This window comes from Brevibacillus sp. Leaf182, from assembly GCF_001423865.2.
GTDB classification, from domain to species: domain Bacteria; phylum Bacillota; class Bacilli; order Brevibacillales; family Brevibacillaceae; genus Brevibacillus; species Brevibacillus brevis_C.
In genome coordinates, this window is the sequence record NZ_LMPN02000015.1 from 182,626 (window position 1) to 196,896 (window position 14,271).

Sequence of the window (14,271 nt, forward strand, 5' to 3'; positions counted from 1 at the left end):
AACATTCTTTCCTTATGTAAAAAAGGCGAGACGAGTCGGCGCTATCGTCTCACTCCGATAACAACCCGCTCGATCCCCGCCAAATCTGGAACAATCTCTACCTCATCCATGACACCGGATGCCCTCATCAATGCCGCTACATCCCTAGCCTGATAAATGCCTACCTCAAACGCTACGACCGCTCTTTCTTTCAATAGGTTCGGCAGCGCCTCACACAGTCGACGATAGCAATCCAGACCATCTTCGCCGCCATCCAAAGCCATGCGAGGCTCATGTACGCGTACTTCATCGTCCAGCTCCTCGACATCGCGACTCGGAATATAAGGTGGATTGGACACGAGGATGTCTACCTTTTCGCCTGCTTCCAAAAGCGGCTGCACCAAATCGCCTTGCAGAAAGCGGACATCTGCACCAAGACGACTTGCATTTTCCCGTGCGATTGCCGTTGCCTCCGGAGAGAGGTCCACTGTAGTCACGCGCCATTGCGGTTTTTCTAACGCGAGCGTAATGCAAATGGCTCCACTCCCTGTGCCGATATCCACCACCGCTAGCTCTTCCCGCTCAGGCCAGAGCTTTGCAGCCGCAGCCATCACTTGCTCCACCAGGATTTCCGTTTCTGGTCTTGGGATCAGCACACCTGGTCGCACCGTAAAAGGACGCCCGTAAAACTCCTGTTCGCCAAACATGTATTGCAATGGCTCATTATTCGCCCGACGCACGCACAGACCGTCCAGCTTCATCAATGTTTCTGCATCGATTGAATCTGTCATCGCCATTAAAAAGCGCGTCCGATCCCAGTCGAGGCAATGACGAATCATTAGCTCCGCTTCGAACAAAGGATCCTTTGTCCCTTTTTCCCGCAAAAAGGAAGAAGCCCGTAATAGGGCTTCTCGAATCGTCGTGACATCAGACCAATCAAGCTGAGTGTGCATGGCTTTTCAAAAGCTCCGTTTGTTCATGCAGGATCAGGTTGTCGATCACTTCATCCAATTCGCCTTCCAATACCGATTCCAGTCGGTGCAGGGTCAGACCGATGCGGTGGTCAGTCACGCGGCTTTGTGGATAGTTGTACGTGCGGATGCGCTCGCTTCGGTCACCAGTACCCACCAAGCTTTTGCGCGTAGCATCTGCTTCCGCATTTTGTTGTTGCATGTAGAAATCATACAGACGTGCGCGCAATACACGCAGCGCCTTGTCTTTGTTGGAATGCTGGGATTTCTCGTCCTGACAAGAAACCATGATCCCTGTAGGAATATGCGTTACGCGAACCGCAGACTTGGTCGTGTTAACGCTCTGACCGCCCGCACCGCTGGAGCAGAACGTATCGATGCGGATATCTTTTTCGTGTACTTCTACTTCCACGTCTTCTGCTTCTGGCAGAACCAGCACAGTCGCAGTAGAAGTATGGATACGTCCACCGGACTCAGTAGCCGGGATGCGTTGCACACGATGCGCGCCGCTTTCGAATTTCATTTTGCTGTAAGCACCGCGACCAGACAGCGAGAAGACAATTTCCTTGTATCCGCCAATATCGGTTGGGCTTGCCTCCAGCACTTCAATTTTAAAAGCGTTGCGCTCCGCAAAACGCGTGTACATACGGAAAAGCACCGCTGCAAACAGTGCAGCTTCATCGCCGCCCGCAGCACCGCGGATTTCTACAATGACGTTTTTCTCATCGTTCGGGTCTTTTGGAAGCAACAGGATCTTCAAGCGATCTTCCAGTTGTTCCTTGCGTGCTGACAATTCACTGAGTTCGAGCTTGACCATTTCACGCATCTCGTCATCCAGTTTCTCTTCCAGCATCGCTTTCGCGTCGTCGATTTGACTCACCACTGATTTATATTCACGGTATGCCGTTACCGTCTCTTCCAACGAAGATTGTTCCTTGGACAGTTCACGCAAGCGTTTTGTATCACTAATGACGTCGGGGTCACATAGGAGATTCGTTACTTCTTCAAAACGCTCTTCGACTGCAGATAAGCGTGTAAACATTTTTATTTCACCCCATCGCAAAGAATAATAGCCTTTTGGCGCAGGCGAAGCCTTGGTAGCATGTATGTTAGATATGAATTGCGATAAAAATGCTATCTACCATAAAAACGGTTATAACAGATAAATTATAGGAGGAAAGGCGTAAGAAGTCAAAGTGCATTATAACTGGAAATGTTTTACCGATGCCAAACAGGCCCGGCTATGCCGAGCCTTGCTACATACGTCCTGCTCACCTGTCAGCGATGGTAACCGTCATGCGAGGTTAAGTGAAAATCGTAGTTTGGAATTCTTTCCCGAAGAAGTGAAATCACCTGCTGCTCGATGGTACGCGCTTGATTCGCAGTGATGTTATGCACAAGGTCAAGAGTAACATATGCATTAGCATCGCTGAGTGTGATGCGAGCATTTTCTACACCTTTCACCGACATGGCCATCCTCTCCATATTGGTTACTTCGACTGGCGTATTGCGCACATTGGCTTGACCCGTAACCATATTCGGATTTTGATTGCGCCCCATTAGCGGGTCGCGGTCAGCAGCAACAGGGGTACGGCCTTGCAGCGTATTGCCGCTTTGATCCCCTCTGACCTTCATATTGTGCTGCGTATTCCTCATATCCGTACGATAGCCCTGTTGCTTAGCTGTATTTCCTCCGCAGCCGACGGTGAGGACAGTCGTAAGTACAACCAAACCAAGAACGACACGCGAGCTGCGCAAAAGCCAAAAAGGTTGTGTCCGCATGAAAAAGCCACCTCCTGTTTTGCTTAGTCTGCGCATCGCCTCTTGGGCTCATGCACGGGACAAACAGGGGGTGGCTTAGGCTTTCTTTATTCGGCAACAGGAGGGGTATAGTAATGCTTGCGACAGACACTGCTGTACGTATCATTTCCAGCAATTTCAATCGTCTCCCCGGAGTAGACGGGTTGTCCATTTTTAAACTTGAGAATATGCGTCGCCTTTTTATTGCAATAAACACAGACGGTTTTAATCTCTTCGACCTTGTCAGCCTCACACAAGAGGGCGGCACTGCCGGGGAAGAGCTCATTCTTGAAGTTTTTCAACAAGCCATAGACGATTACAGGGATACCCAGCTTGTCTACGATCCTGACGAGCTGATCCACATGGTGGCGGCTGATGAACTGGGCCTCGTCAACCAACACGCAATGCGGCTTGACTGACTCTGCTTCGACGATTTGGTACAAATCGGTCTCTTCGCTAATCGGAATCGCTTCCCGGCTAATCCCAACACGCGAAGCCACTTTTCCCACGCCATAGCGATCATCCACTGCTGGAGTAAACACTACTACTTTTTTCCCCGATTGCTCGTAGTTGTGGGCAACGGTCAATAATTGAATGGATTTGGAAGCATTCATCGCTCCATACCGAAAATATAGTTGTGCCACGTCTCTATCTCCCTTTGCCTAAAAGTCGTTACTCAGTCTTTGCATGGCGGTCTTTTGCCTCCTGAAACAAGGCCATGGCCAGCTTTCTTCTTTGTGCATGGTCCACGCAAGGAATCGGGTAGTCGAAGCCAATCTTGCAGCTTACTTGCTCTTGAATATGCTCCGGCATGTCCCACGGTTTATGAATATATTGTAGAGGTACTTCACGCAAAACGGGAAGATATTTTTTGACGAAAACGCCGTCTGGATCAAACTTTTCCCCTTGTGTGACAGGATTGAATATCCGAAAATACGGTTGCGCATCGGTACCGGTCGAGGCACTCCACTGCCACCCCCCGATGTTTGCCGCTTCATCGAAATCGATTAACTGCTGTGCGAAATAGGCCATTCCCCAACGCCAGTCCACAAGCAAATCCTTTGTCAAAAATGATGCAGTGATCATCCGCAGCCGATTGTGCATCCATCCCGTCTCATTCAACTGCTTCATGGCAGCATCGACAATCGGGTAGCCCGTCTCCCCTTTACACCAACGGGTAAAAAGGTCCGTTCTGTTTTCCCAAGCGACCTTTTCAAATTGTGGCAGATAGGCATGGTCAGTCGTGTGCGGATGGAAATAGAGCACCTGCTGATAAAATTCTCTCCAAATGAGTTCCGTAAGAAAAGCTTCGATCGAGGTAACCTGCTCACCCCTTGCCCCAGCAAGCACTTCCTGTACGCTATGATACACCGTTCGTATAGACAGAGTACCTGCGTTGAGAGCAAAAGACAGCCGGGAGGTCGCGTTCACCCCTGGCATGTCACGTTTTTCTTTATACGTATAAATGTCACCATCTAAAAATTGCTGCAATCGTTTACGTGCCGCTCGCTCCCCGAACTGCTCCCTCTCCCACTCGGTACCGATTGGTCGTTTTCGTCCAAACGCCTCCACAGTAGGAACTGGCTCACTCGCTAACTCCTTCAACCGATCCAATAGATTCCATCTTGTCGGTTGAGGGAACGGTCGGTCTTTTGGGAGCGTCTGCCAAACGCGGCGATAAGGCGTAAAAACGGCATACAGTGTCCGCTGCTTCGTCATAATTTCCCCGGGCTCATGCAAAATCAGATCCTTGCATGTATGTACAAACACGCCCTGACTGCTCAACACTTCTGACACGAGCTCGTCTCGCTTGCGAGCCTCTGGCGTATAATCCCGATTGAAAAACAGCTTATTTGCACCCGTCTCTTGCGCTAATTGACAGAGCACTTGCTGTGGGTTGCCGTGGCGAATCAAGAGGCGTCCTCCCAGTTGAGCCAAAGCGTCGTCGAGTGCAGCTATCGCGGAAAAATGCGCATGCAGCCGCTTATCTCCTACAGCCGCAGAACGACAAAGCGACTCCTCCACTATATAAACAGGGATAATCGGATCGCCTGTAAGCATAGCTGCATACAGAGCAGCATGGTCGTGCAAGCGCAAATCCCGACGGAACCAGACTATGGCAGTCATCGTTTGTCCTCCCGAAAAACTTAGTGCCAGAAAAAGACAAAACCAGGTAGATTGCTCTACCTGGTTGTTCCCATACATTCTGATTCTTACAGATTGTATTTGCGTTTGAAACGGTCTACACGGCCGCCTGCATCAACGAATTTTTGTTTTCCTGTGAAGAAAGGGTGGCAGTTGGAGCAGATCTCCACTTTCAGCACTTGTTTCACGGAACCGGATTCAAATTCGTTACCGCATGCGCAGCTAACTGTTACTACGTTGTACTTAGGATGAATGTCTTGTTTCATCTCTTCTACACCTCTTTCCGCCCTGAATCGTTTGCCGAAACAGAGTTATATAAACACATATCAGATAGTAGCATGAAACACTGCCGAAATGCAACTGGTTGGCCGATTACGCCATGTTTTTCCTACGCTGGAGCAAATCTGGAGGAATATGCGTAAACGAACCGATTACCACATCTGGTAGCTCTTGCTGATAAATTTCGATGGCTTGCTTCATGCCAAATACTTCGCCTTGCGCTTTTGGAATCATCGCCAAGTAGCTCTCTGGATCGATATTCAGATTCCGCAACTGAATCAGCTTAATGCCTGTTCTGCGGATGAACTCGATCATCGCTTCCATTTCCTCTTCGCGGTCAAACACGCCAGGGAAGCACAGGTAGTTAATGGACGTATACACACCCTTGGATGCAGCGTACTCAGCAGAACGCGCTACATTTTCCAACGTGTAGTTGCGCGGACGGTAGTAGGCATTATAGTGTTCGTCAATCGCACTGATGATACTCACGCGCATCAGATCAAGCCCGGCATCGACAATGCCCTTGATATGATCCGTCAAGCCCGCATTCGTATTGATGTTAATAAAGCCCATATCTGTCGTTTCCCGTACACGACGCATAGCAGGAACAATGATGGAAGCCATCGTAGAAGGCTCACCCTCACACCCCTGTCCGAAGCTGATAATGCTCTCCGGTGTTTTCAGGTGGTGCAGCATGACTTCCACCAGCTCGTCCTCTGTCGGTTTGAAATTCATCCGCGTCTGTGGAGAAGGGAAACCACTGTCATCTGGTTGCTCGGAAATACACCCGTAGCAACCGGCATTACAGGTATAGGAAACAGGCAAGCTGCCTTCCCAGCGGTTGAAAAAGTTATTGGAGGCCGTCAAGCATTCGTACTCCAACGCACAGTGGGACAAGTGGTTCAAAATGCGGTTTTGCGGAAACGTCTCCAACGTCTTTGCCACTCGCTGGCGCAGTTCATCCATCGGGAAGTTCAACGGGTCCCATTTGTAAATATCATCACTCTCACGCCCCGTTACCCAGAATCGGTTATCCTTCCAAACGACTGCAGAATAGCCAAACAACGGCAGCTTGCTTTCCTTATTTGTTTTCACGTAGCCTGGCAACAAGAGCCTTGTAATTCCTTGTGGCACAAGTGCGCCTACGGCTGTACAGCCATCCAACTTGACCATTTCACCTGTGTCAGGGTCCATTCCGATCGGCTCGGTGTCCGGCAAACTGACCAACGTCGATCCTTCCGGGAGCGGGATCAGTTCTTCTTCCAGAATTTCTGTCAATATATCTCCGTTACGAGCCACTGCAAAAAGACCTGGGTGGTCGTATACATTGCCTTTTTCATCTGCGTAAACTAAATACATGGGAAAATCGCCTCGCTTCTTTGCTTTGCCCATTGTATCGCATTGAAAAAGCAATGTAAATTGTATAGGGTTACCTGCCAAGATAGGGAAGTGGATTAATCGGCACATCATCCTGTCGCACTTCAAAGTGCAAATGATATCCCGTAGAGTTACCCGTTTGCCCCATGTATCCCAATATCTCCCCCGCTTCTACGGTTTGACCAGGTGACACCAGCAAGAGACGCATATGGGCATAAAAGGTTTGCAAGCCATCTCCGTGATCAATCACGACCATCCGCCCGTACCCTGACCGGTTGGCGCCTGCCTCCACAACAACTCCTGCCCTCGCTGCCAAGATCGGGGTCTTTGATTCCTGTTCATTCCACAAATCCACACCCTTGTGTGTTTTTCCCCAACGCGCACCAAATCCGCTTGTAAGCGTAGCTTCTCTGACTGGCCAACTGAGACCGCCGCGAATCCTCGTAATGACTTGCCGACTTGCCGCTTGAACGGCACTTCGCTTCTGCTCCGGATCATTGCCCAACATCGGATTGCCTTTAGCGATGGGGACATACACGACCTGTCCTACATACAGGTTGTCCGACAGCCATTTTAGTAGCGGATTTCGTTCGATTAACGATTCCCGACTCACACCGTACCGTCTTGCTATGTAATCCAGCGTTTCTCCTCGTTTCACCATATGTCCGACTTCATCACGCTTGATAATTAGCTTCATGCCCACACTCAACAGATGGGGATTCGTAATGCTATTTGCCTCTACCAGATTTTTCAAAGATAGACCGTAGCGCTGGGCAATACCGGATAGCGTATCTCCTTGCCGAACAGCGTACACCACCGATTTTCCTTTCGTTGCTGGTGAGGGTGAAGCCAGACTGGCATAGGGATTAAACGCTTGAAATAGCGCTTGCTCCACGACCGCTTGTTTCGCTTCCATCTGTGACTCCACCGGAGCGCTAACTTGCACGTACTCCATGAAGCATCTCCTCCTTCTTTTCCAGCTCCCTTCCTAACGGTATGCCAACGCCACAAAAAAAATGACGGTGAGTCATTATGAACTCACCGTCGTGCTAGCTGCTTTCCCTCTGCTCTGTTGCTTAGACTCAAGGGTTTGCAAAAATTCTTCGTTTGTTTTTGTATCTGCCAACTTTTTAATAAAGGAGTCGACAAACTCATTTGTTTCATTCATGTTCTTCCGGATCATCCACAGCTTATCCAGCTCTTCTTTGGTGAGCAGAAGCTCTTCGCGGCGCGTACCCGAACGGCGGATATCGATCGCCGGGAAAATTCTGCGCTCCGCCAGCTTCCGATCCAAATGAAGCTCCATGTTTCCGGTTCCTTTGAACTCCTCATAGATCACATCGTCCATGCGAGAGCCGGTCTCAACCAAAGCCGTGGCCAAAATGGTCAAGCTGCCGCCTTCTTCAATGTTCCGCGCTGAACCAAAAAAGCGCTTCGGACGATGGAAGGCTGCCGGATCAATACCACCGGACAAGGTTCGACCACTTGGAGGAATTACCAAGTTGTAGGCACGAGCGAGACGTGTAATGGAATCCAGCAGGATCACCACGTCTTTTTTGTGCTCAACCAGTCGCTTCGCACGCTCCAAGACAAGCTCAGCGACTTTGATGTGATTCTCAGGCAACTCGTCAAAAGTCGAGGCAACTACCTCTCCTTTGACAGATCGTTGCATATCCGTCACCTCTTCCGGACGCTCATCAATGAGCAAGACAAACAAGTGGATATCCGGGCGGCTTTCGGTAATGCTGTTGGCAATCTCTTTGATCAGCATGGTTTTCCCCGCTTTTGGCGGAGCCACAATCAATCCACGCTGACCCAGTCCAACAGGAGAGAGAAGATCCATCAGGCGAGTGGAAACACGTGCAGGGGCTGTCTCCAGTACAAGCTTGGTTTGAGGATACAACGGTGTCAATGCGGGGAAATGTAGACGCTCAGCGGCTGTCTCAGGGTCTTCTCCGTTCACTGCCTCTACTTGAAGGAGTCCAAAATAACGTTCATTCTCCTTCGGTGGTCTTGCTTTTCCTGATACCACATCCCCCATCCGCAGATCAAAACGGCGAATCTGCGACTGGGAGATGTAGATATCTTCCGAACTGGGGAGATAGTTAATGGGACGAAGGAAACCGTATCCCTCCGGCAATATTTCGAGAACCCCCTCCATAAACATGAGACCATCCCGCTCCGCTCGTGCCCGAAGAATCGCGAAAATCAATTCCTTCTTCTTCAACTGGGAGTAGTACGGAATATGGTATTCCTTGGCAAGCTTATAGAGGTCGGTCAGCTTCTTTTCTTCTAGTTCAGAAAGTAACATACATCCACCACTCTTTATTTACTCTTAAAAAACCTAGCTCAACAAATAAATGCGAAAATTGTTTTCTTACAAACCGTTACTCGGCTTGCGTTCTAAGCGGTGGTTCCCTTCAATGAAACGTACCGTTCCGGTTTTTGCACGCATAACAACGGAATTAGTCGTCGCACGAGTTCCTTGGAAGCGAACCCCTTTGAGCAACTCGCCATCTGTTACACCTGTCGCTGCAAAAATGGCGTCATCACCTTTCACCAAATCATCCATGAACAGTACTTGATGAGGGTTCGTCAATCCCATTTTGACACAGCGTTTAATCTCATCTTCATTTTGTGGTAACAGCTTGCCCTGAATTTCTCCCCCGAGGCATTTCAAGGCAACTGCTGCCAGAACACCTTCAGGAGCTCCTCCAGAACCGAACAAAATGTCTACACCTGTATCCGGGAAAGCGGTATTGATCGCAGCAGCTACGTCTCCGTCTGAGATGAGGCGAATACGTGCGCCTGCCTCACGAATTTCGTGAATCACCCTAGAGTGACGATCACGGTCAAGCACAATAGCAACCAAATCGCTAATATCTTTCCCCTGTGCTTGGGCTACCGCTTTCAGGTTGTCACGAACCGGTGCGTTGATATCGACTTTGCCGACTGCTTTAGGCCCTACTGCCATTTTCTCCATATACATGTCAGGAGCATGCAACAAATTTCCACGGTCTGCAATGGCAATGACCGAAATCGCTCCCCATGTACCTTTTGCGAGGATATTGGTTCCCTCCAAAGGGTCAACAGCCACATCGACTGCCGGAGCCACTCCCTGGCCCAAACGCTCACCGATGTACAGCATTGGCGCTTCGTCCATTTCGCCCTCGCCAATTACTACCACGCCATCCATCGGCACTTTCATAAATTCATTGCGCATTGCGGTCGTCGCCGCATCGTCAGCCTCATCTTTTTTTCCGAGACCCATCCAACTGGCAGAAGCCAAAGCAGCAGCTTCAGTCACACGTACCAGTTCAAGTGTTAAACTGCGTTCCATTCTGGAAGACTCCTCTCCTGGTGATTGGTTAACGCTGGTGGTTTTCCATGCTTTGCAGGCCTACACGAGTAATATCGGCCCCCAAGGCTTGCAGCTTGCCCACCAAGTTTTCGTAGCCACGATCTATATGTTCAAGTCCTTCTAATTCTGTCGTGCCGTTTGTTGCCAAGCCAGCAATGAACAGAGCTGCTCCCGCACGCAAATCCGAAGCTACCACTTTGGCACCATTCAGTTTGCTTCCGCCTTCGATGACAGCCGACCTTCCTTCAATCTTCAAGGAAGCTCCCATACGGCGCAGTTCATCTACATGTCGAAAACGCGAGCTGTAAATATTGTCCGTCACGATGCTTGAGCCTTTGGCAAGAGTCAGCAAGGTCGTGATCGGCTGCTGGAGATCAGTTGGAAAACCCGGATACGGACTCGTTTTCACATCGATTGATCGATAAGAATCATATCCGATGACTTGGATACTATCATCCTGCTCTACCACTTGCACACCGATTTCGCGCAGCTTGGCCGTTACAGACTCCAAATGCTTTGGAATGACATTCTCCACCATCACATTGCCGTTCGTAGCCGCTGCTGCAATCATGTACGTCCCCGCTTCGATTCGATCAGGGATAATCGTATGACGGCATCCGCGCAAGCGTTCTACGCCTTGAATGCGAATCATGTCCGTTCCGGCGCCTTTGATGTTTGCTCCCATGTTGTTGAGCAAGGTCGCTACATCGACGATCTCAGGCTCACGAGCAGCGTTTTCAATAATGGTCACACCATCTGCTTTGGCAGCAGCCAGCATAATGTTAATGGTCGCACCAACACTGACCAGATCGAGATAAATTCGCGCGCCCTGCAACCGTCCATTTTGGGCACGAATGGTCATGACGCCGTTTTTGTTCTCCACCTCGGCGCCCATCGCTTCAAAGCCTTTGATATGCAAATCTACTGGACGCGGGCCCAAATCACAGCCACCTGGTAAGCCAACCTGTGCTTCACCGAACTTGGCGAGCAAGGCTCCCCACAAATAGTACGAGGCGCGAAGCTTTTTGATGCGACCATTTGGCATGAGCATCAGCCTCATACCGCGTCCATCGATTTCCATCCAATCTTCTTCGAACAGCACGTCAGCTCCCATTTCCTGCAAGAGCTCGTGATAAATACCTACATCCTGAATACGGGGGAGATTCTCAATAACAACGGGTCCATCTGCCAGCAACGCTGCTGGGATGAGTGCGACTGCGCTGTTTTTTGCTCCGCTGATGGTCACCGTCCCCGCGAGCGGTTTTCCACCGTTGATGATCAGCTTATCCATGCTTTGCTCTCCTCAGGCGTAATCGGGAAAGAAGCACCTTCCCCAATGGAAAAGGTGCTTGGACTTTCAACACATGTCCTTATTTTTGCATGCTTGCCCAGTCAGCGAGGAATTTCTCCAAGCCACTGTCTGTCAGTGGATGGGCAATCAGTTGTTTGAATACTTTCGCTGGAATGGTAGCGAAGTGAGAACCACGGCGCGCTGCCTCTGTTACGTGAACAGGGTGGCGCACAGATGCCGCAATGATCTCGGTGTCGATACCGTGAACAGAAAAGATTTCTGCAATATCTTCGATCAATTGCATGCCATCTTGACCAATATCATCCAGGCGTCCCAAGAACGGAGACACAAAGCTCGCACCTGCGCGCGCAGCCAAAAGTGCCTGGTTCGCGGAGAACACCAGTGTTACGTTTGTTCTGATTTTGCGTTTAGCAAAATACTTCGTTGCCTTCAAACCTTCTGCGGTCATTGGCAGCTTGATGACGATGTTTTTCGAAAGAGCAGCGAGCTTCTCTCCCTCTTCAATCATGCCTTTTGCATCTGTACTGATGACTTCGGCACTGATCGGACCGTCAACAATATCGAGAATTTCTTTCAGGGTTTCTACAAAATCGCGTCCTTCTTTGGCAACCAGGGACGGGTTTGTCGTTACGCCTGCCAGAACTCCCCATTCGTGAATCTCGCGGATTTCTTCAACGTTTGCTGTATCAATCAAAAAACGCATGATTAGCCTCCCAGTTACGCGCGGTTGCTGCTTCCGAACAAGCGCATTTTTCCTTTTACTACTTCCTTGATCGCATCGCGAGCAGGGCTCAGGTATTTGCGTGGGTCGATCTCATTCGGCTTAGCAGCCAGCACTTTGCGAACTGTTTCCGTGCATGCGACTTGGCTTTCTGTATTTACATTGATTTTTCCTACACCCAAACGGATGGATTCGATAATCGCTTCGTCTGGTACGCCGGAACCACCGTGAAGAACGATCGGCGCTCCAATGTTGCTCGCTACTTTTTCGATAATGTCGTAGCGGATTTTTGGAACTCCTTTGTACATACCGTGCGCTGTACCTACAGCAATCGCTACGTAGTCTACTTTTGTTTCTTCCCAGAAGCGGATTGCTTCCTCAGGATTTGCCAGAGTAGCATCTTCCTCGTCAACAGACAAGTCGTCTTCCACTCCGCCGATGGTACCGAGTTCACCTTCTACCGATACGCCAACAGCGTGAGCAGCCTCTACAACCTGTTTGGTCAGGCGAAGGTTATCTTCAAACGAATGATGGGAACCATCGAACATAACAGAAGAGAACCCAGCGCGAATGCACTTCATTACCATGTCGAAATTGCTTCCATGGTCAAGATGCAAAGCAACAGGAACTCCTGCGCGTTCAGCAGCCACTTTTGCAATCGCTACTGTATAATCGATCCCCATGTATTTCAATGCACCCTCAGAAACACCAAAGATCACAGGCGATTTTTCTTCCATCGCAGCTTCCGTAATCGCTTGAGTAAACTCCAGATTGTTCAGGTTAAATTGTCCGACGGCGTATTTATGCTTTTTGACGTCTTCGGTAAAAGCGGTCATAGGTACCAGTGGCATTTTGTAAATCCTCCTCTAGCAGACTTCAGTCATGTGGCTTATTATACCACAGACAAGCATTTGTTAACAGGGACGCTTGTACCCTGACCTTAGCAGTCAGTTCCTAACAAGCTAATTGCTGATGCACTGCCATTCGTAGTTCATCGATATCAAATGGCTTTGTAAAATGAGTCAATGCTCCCAGTTGAGTTGCTTCTTTGATCATGTCCAGCTCTCCGTAAGCTGTCATCATAATAACTTTGATTTCCTGATTGATCTTCTTGATGTGTTTCAAGATCTCAATACCATCCATCCCAGGGATCTTCATGTCGAGGATAACCAAATCTGGCGATTCTTTTTCCACGATTTCCAATGCCATTTTCCCGTTTGCTGCCTGAAAGGTCTTGTACCCTTCTTTTCCCAGCACCTCATACAGTAAAATGCGAATCCCATACTGGTCATCCACAACCAGTACCTTTTTATCTTGTTTGTCGAACATTCTGATTCCCCCCTGACGAATGCGTTTTCTTAATTATTATGGGTTCGCCTAAAATCAGGAAACTCCTTCACCTTTTTTGCTGAACGTCAACTTAAAATTTCCCATAGGCCTCATTTCGAGTATAATGGGAAAAACCAATTTCCCCTACACACAAGGAGCCAGATATTTACTATGGATGCTCTGTGGCTGATTTGCTTGTTAACATTTATTATCCATACAACAGAGACACTTACCTACGGAATCCGTTTTGCAGGGGTACAAACAGGCAGGATAGCTGTAGCGATGTCTCTGGTCGGGATCGTATTGCTCCTCTCCCGTACTTCTAACCTGATTCAAGGACCCTTCACCGGGGGATTGATGGATCAAGCTGCGATCGAGCACTCTGATCCTAGCACGCAATTGCACGTGATTATTGCAGCTTCCTCGCTCGGAACCTTGGCGGCTATTGTACTGTTCCCCACTTTTGTCCAACTATCGAAACGAATGATCTCGCACTTGGAGCTAGCAGGCTCGATTCCGCAAATGATTCGCACGGCAGTTACTGTCGAAACCATCCGCCGTGTCCACCATCATGTCCGGATTCCTAGCTGGCAAGCCATCTCTCGGTTTCGAATCAAAGGCGTTCCCAAACGATTACTGTTATTAAATGCATTGGGGACAGCTATCTACACAAGCAGCGTACTGTCCGTGTTGTACGCGACATTGCTAGCCCCGGATTACAAAGCAACCGTTCTGATGTCTTCCGGTTTAATCAACGGCTTTGCCACGATTTTCATGACGATTCTGGTAGACCCGCAAATTGCCCTTTTGACAGAAAAAGCAATGCAAGGGAAAACCACGCAGCAATCGATTCGCGACATGTACCTGTGGCTGATGATCTCACGTTTTATCGGAACGATTTTGGCTCAATTCCTGCTCATTCCGTCCGCCTACTGGGTAGCCTGGCTATCCCCCTTGTTCCATTGATCTGCTTTGGAAAGCACAAGACGCACCTGCG

15 protein-coding genes are annotated in these 14,271 nt (G+C 49.3%); 1 reads left to right on the top strand and 14 read right to left on the bottom strand.

Annotated elements, in window-relative coordinates:
• Window positions 1–41 precede the first annotated feature (41 nt).
• The 14 genes from prmC to ASG16_RS03850 form a co-directional block, all read right to left on the bottom strand.
• The gene (gene prmC / locus ASG16_RS03785) at window positions 42–932 is read right to left on the bottom strand and encodes a peptide chain release factor N(5)-glutamine methyltransferase (protein WP_056486863.1); all 891 of its coding nucleotides are present in this window, start codon (window positions 930–932) and stop codon (window positions 42–44) included.
• A complete protein-coding gene (prfA, locus tag ASG16_RS03790; RefSeq protein ID WP_048035105.1) occupies window positions 916–1,992 on the bottom strand; it encodes a peptide chain release factor 1 in 1,077 nt (358 codons plus the stop codon). The genes prmC and prfA overlap by 17 nt, the downstream gene beginning before the upstream one ends.
• Window positions 1,993–2,228: 236 nt before the next feature.
• Window positions 2,229–2,732, bottom strand: a complete 504-nt coding sequence (locus tag ASG16_RS03795) for a sporulation protein (RefSeq protein WP_056486860.1) — start codon at window positions 2,730–2,732, stop codon at window positions 2,229–2,231.
• 86 nt (window positions 2,733–2,818) lie between these two features.
• Window positions 2,819–3,394: a thymidine kinase gene (locus ASG16_RS03800; RefSeq protein ID WP_007725515.1), complete on the bottom strand. Its 576-nt coding sequence runs from the start codon at window positions 3,392–3,394 to the stop codon at window positions 2,819–2,821.
• Between the two features lie 28 nt (window positions 3,395–3,422).
• On the bottom strand, window positions 3,423–4,877 hold the full coding sequence (locus ASG16_RS03805) for a cryptochrome/photolyase family protein (RefSeq protein WP_056486859.1): 1,455 nt from the start codon (window positions 4,875–4,877) through the stop codon (window positions 3,423–3,425).
• Between the two features lie 86 nt (window positions 4,878–4,963).
• Window positions 4,964–5,161, bottom strand: coding sequence for a 50S ribosomal protein L31 (gene rpmE, locus ASG16_RS03810; protein ID WP_048035109.1), 198 nt, complete (start codon window positions 5,159–5,161; stop codon window positions 4,964–4,966).
• A 106-nt stretch (window positions 5,162–5,267) separates the two neighbouring features.
• Complete coding sequence (locus tag ASG16_RS03815) at window positions 5,268–6,533, bottom strand: radical SAM family protein (protein ID WP_048035991.1); 1,266 nt, start codon at window positions 6,531–6,533, stop codon at window positions 5,268–5,270.
• 70 nt (window positions 6,534–6,603) lie between these two features.
• On the bottom strand, window positions 6,604–7,506 hold the full coding sequence (locus tag ASG16_RS03820) for a LysM peptidoglycan-binding domain-containing M23 family metallopeptidase (RefSeq protein WP_056486858.1): 903 nt from the start codon (window positions 7,504–7,506) through the stop codon (window positions 6,604–6,606).
• Between the two features lie 75 nt (window positions 7,507–7,581).
• On the bottom strand, window positions 7,582–8,862 hold the full coding sequence (gene rho, locus ASG16_RS03825) for a transcription termination factor Rho (RefSeq protein WP_048035111.1): 1,281 nt from the start codon (window positions 8,860–8,862) through the stop codon (window positions 7,582–7,584).
• Window positions 8,863–8,928: 66 nt separating this feature from the next.
• Window positions 8,929–9,891 carry a class II fructose-bisphosphatase gene (gene glpX / locus ASG16_RS03830; protein ID WP_048035112.1) on the bottom strand — a complete coding sequence of 321 codons (963 nt, stop codon included), beginning with the start codon at window positions 9,889–9,891 and terminating at the stop codon, window positions 8,929–8,931.
• A gap of 28 nt (window positions 9,892–9,919) precedes the next feature.
• A complete protein-coding gene (gene murA, locus ASG16_RS03835; protein WP_056486855.1) occupies window positions 9,920–11,203 on the bottom strand; it encodes a UDP-N-acetylglucosamine 1-carboxyvinyltransferase in 1,284 nt (427 codons plus the stop codon).
• Between the two features lie 79 nt (window positions 11,204–11,282).
• Window positions 11,283–11,927 carry a fructose-6-phosphate aldolase gene (gene fsa / locus ASG16_RS03840; protein ID WP_015893657.1) on the bottom strand — a complete coding sequence of 215 codons (645 nt, stop codon included), beginning with the start codon at window positions 11,925–11,927 and terminating at the stop codon, window positions 11,283–11,285.
• Window positions 11,928–11,941: 14 nt separating this feature from the next.
• Entirely contained in the window at window positions 11,942–12,796 is an 855-nt protein-coding gene (gene fba, locus ASG16_RS03845; protein WP_048035114.1) for a class II fructose-1,6-bisphosphate aldolase, read from the bottom strand.
• Window positions 12,797–12,899: 103 nt separating this feature from the next.
• Window positions 12,900–13,274, bottom strand: coding sequence for a response regulator (locus ASG16_RS03850; RefSeq protein WP_007725537.1), 375 nt, complete (start codon window positions 13,272–13,274; stop codon window positions 12,900–12,902).
• A gap of 171 nt (window positions 13,275–13,445) precedes the next feature.
• Between ASG16_RS03850 and ASG16_RS03855 the strand changes: the two genes are divergently transcribed.
• Entirely contained in the window at window positions 13,446–14,240 is a 795-nt protein-coding gene (locus tag ASG16_RS03855; protein WP_056486852.1) for a lipid II flippase Amj family protein, read from the top strand.
• Window positions 14,241–14,271: the final 31 nt, after the last annotated feature.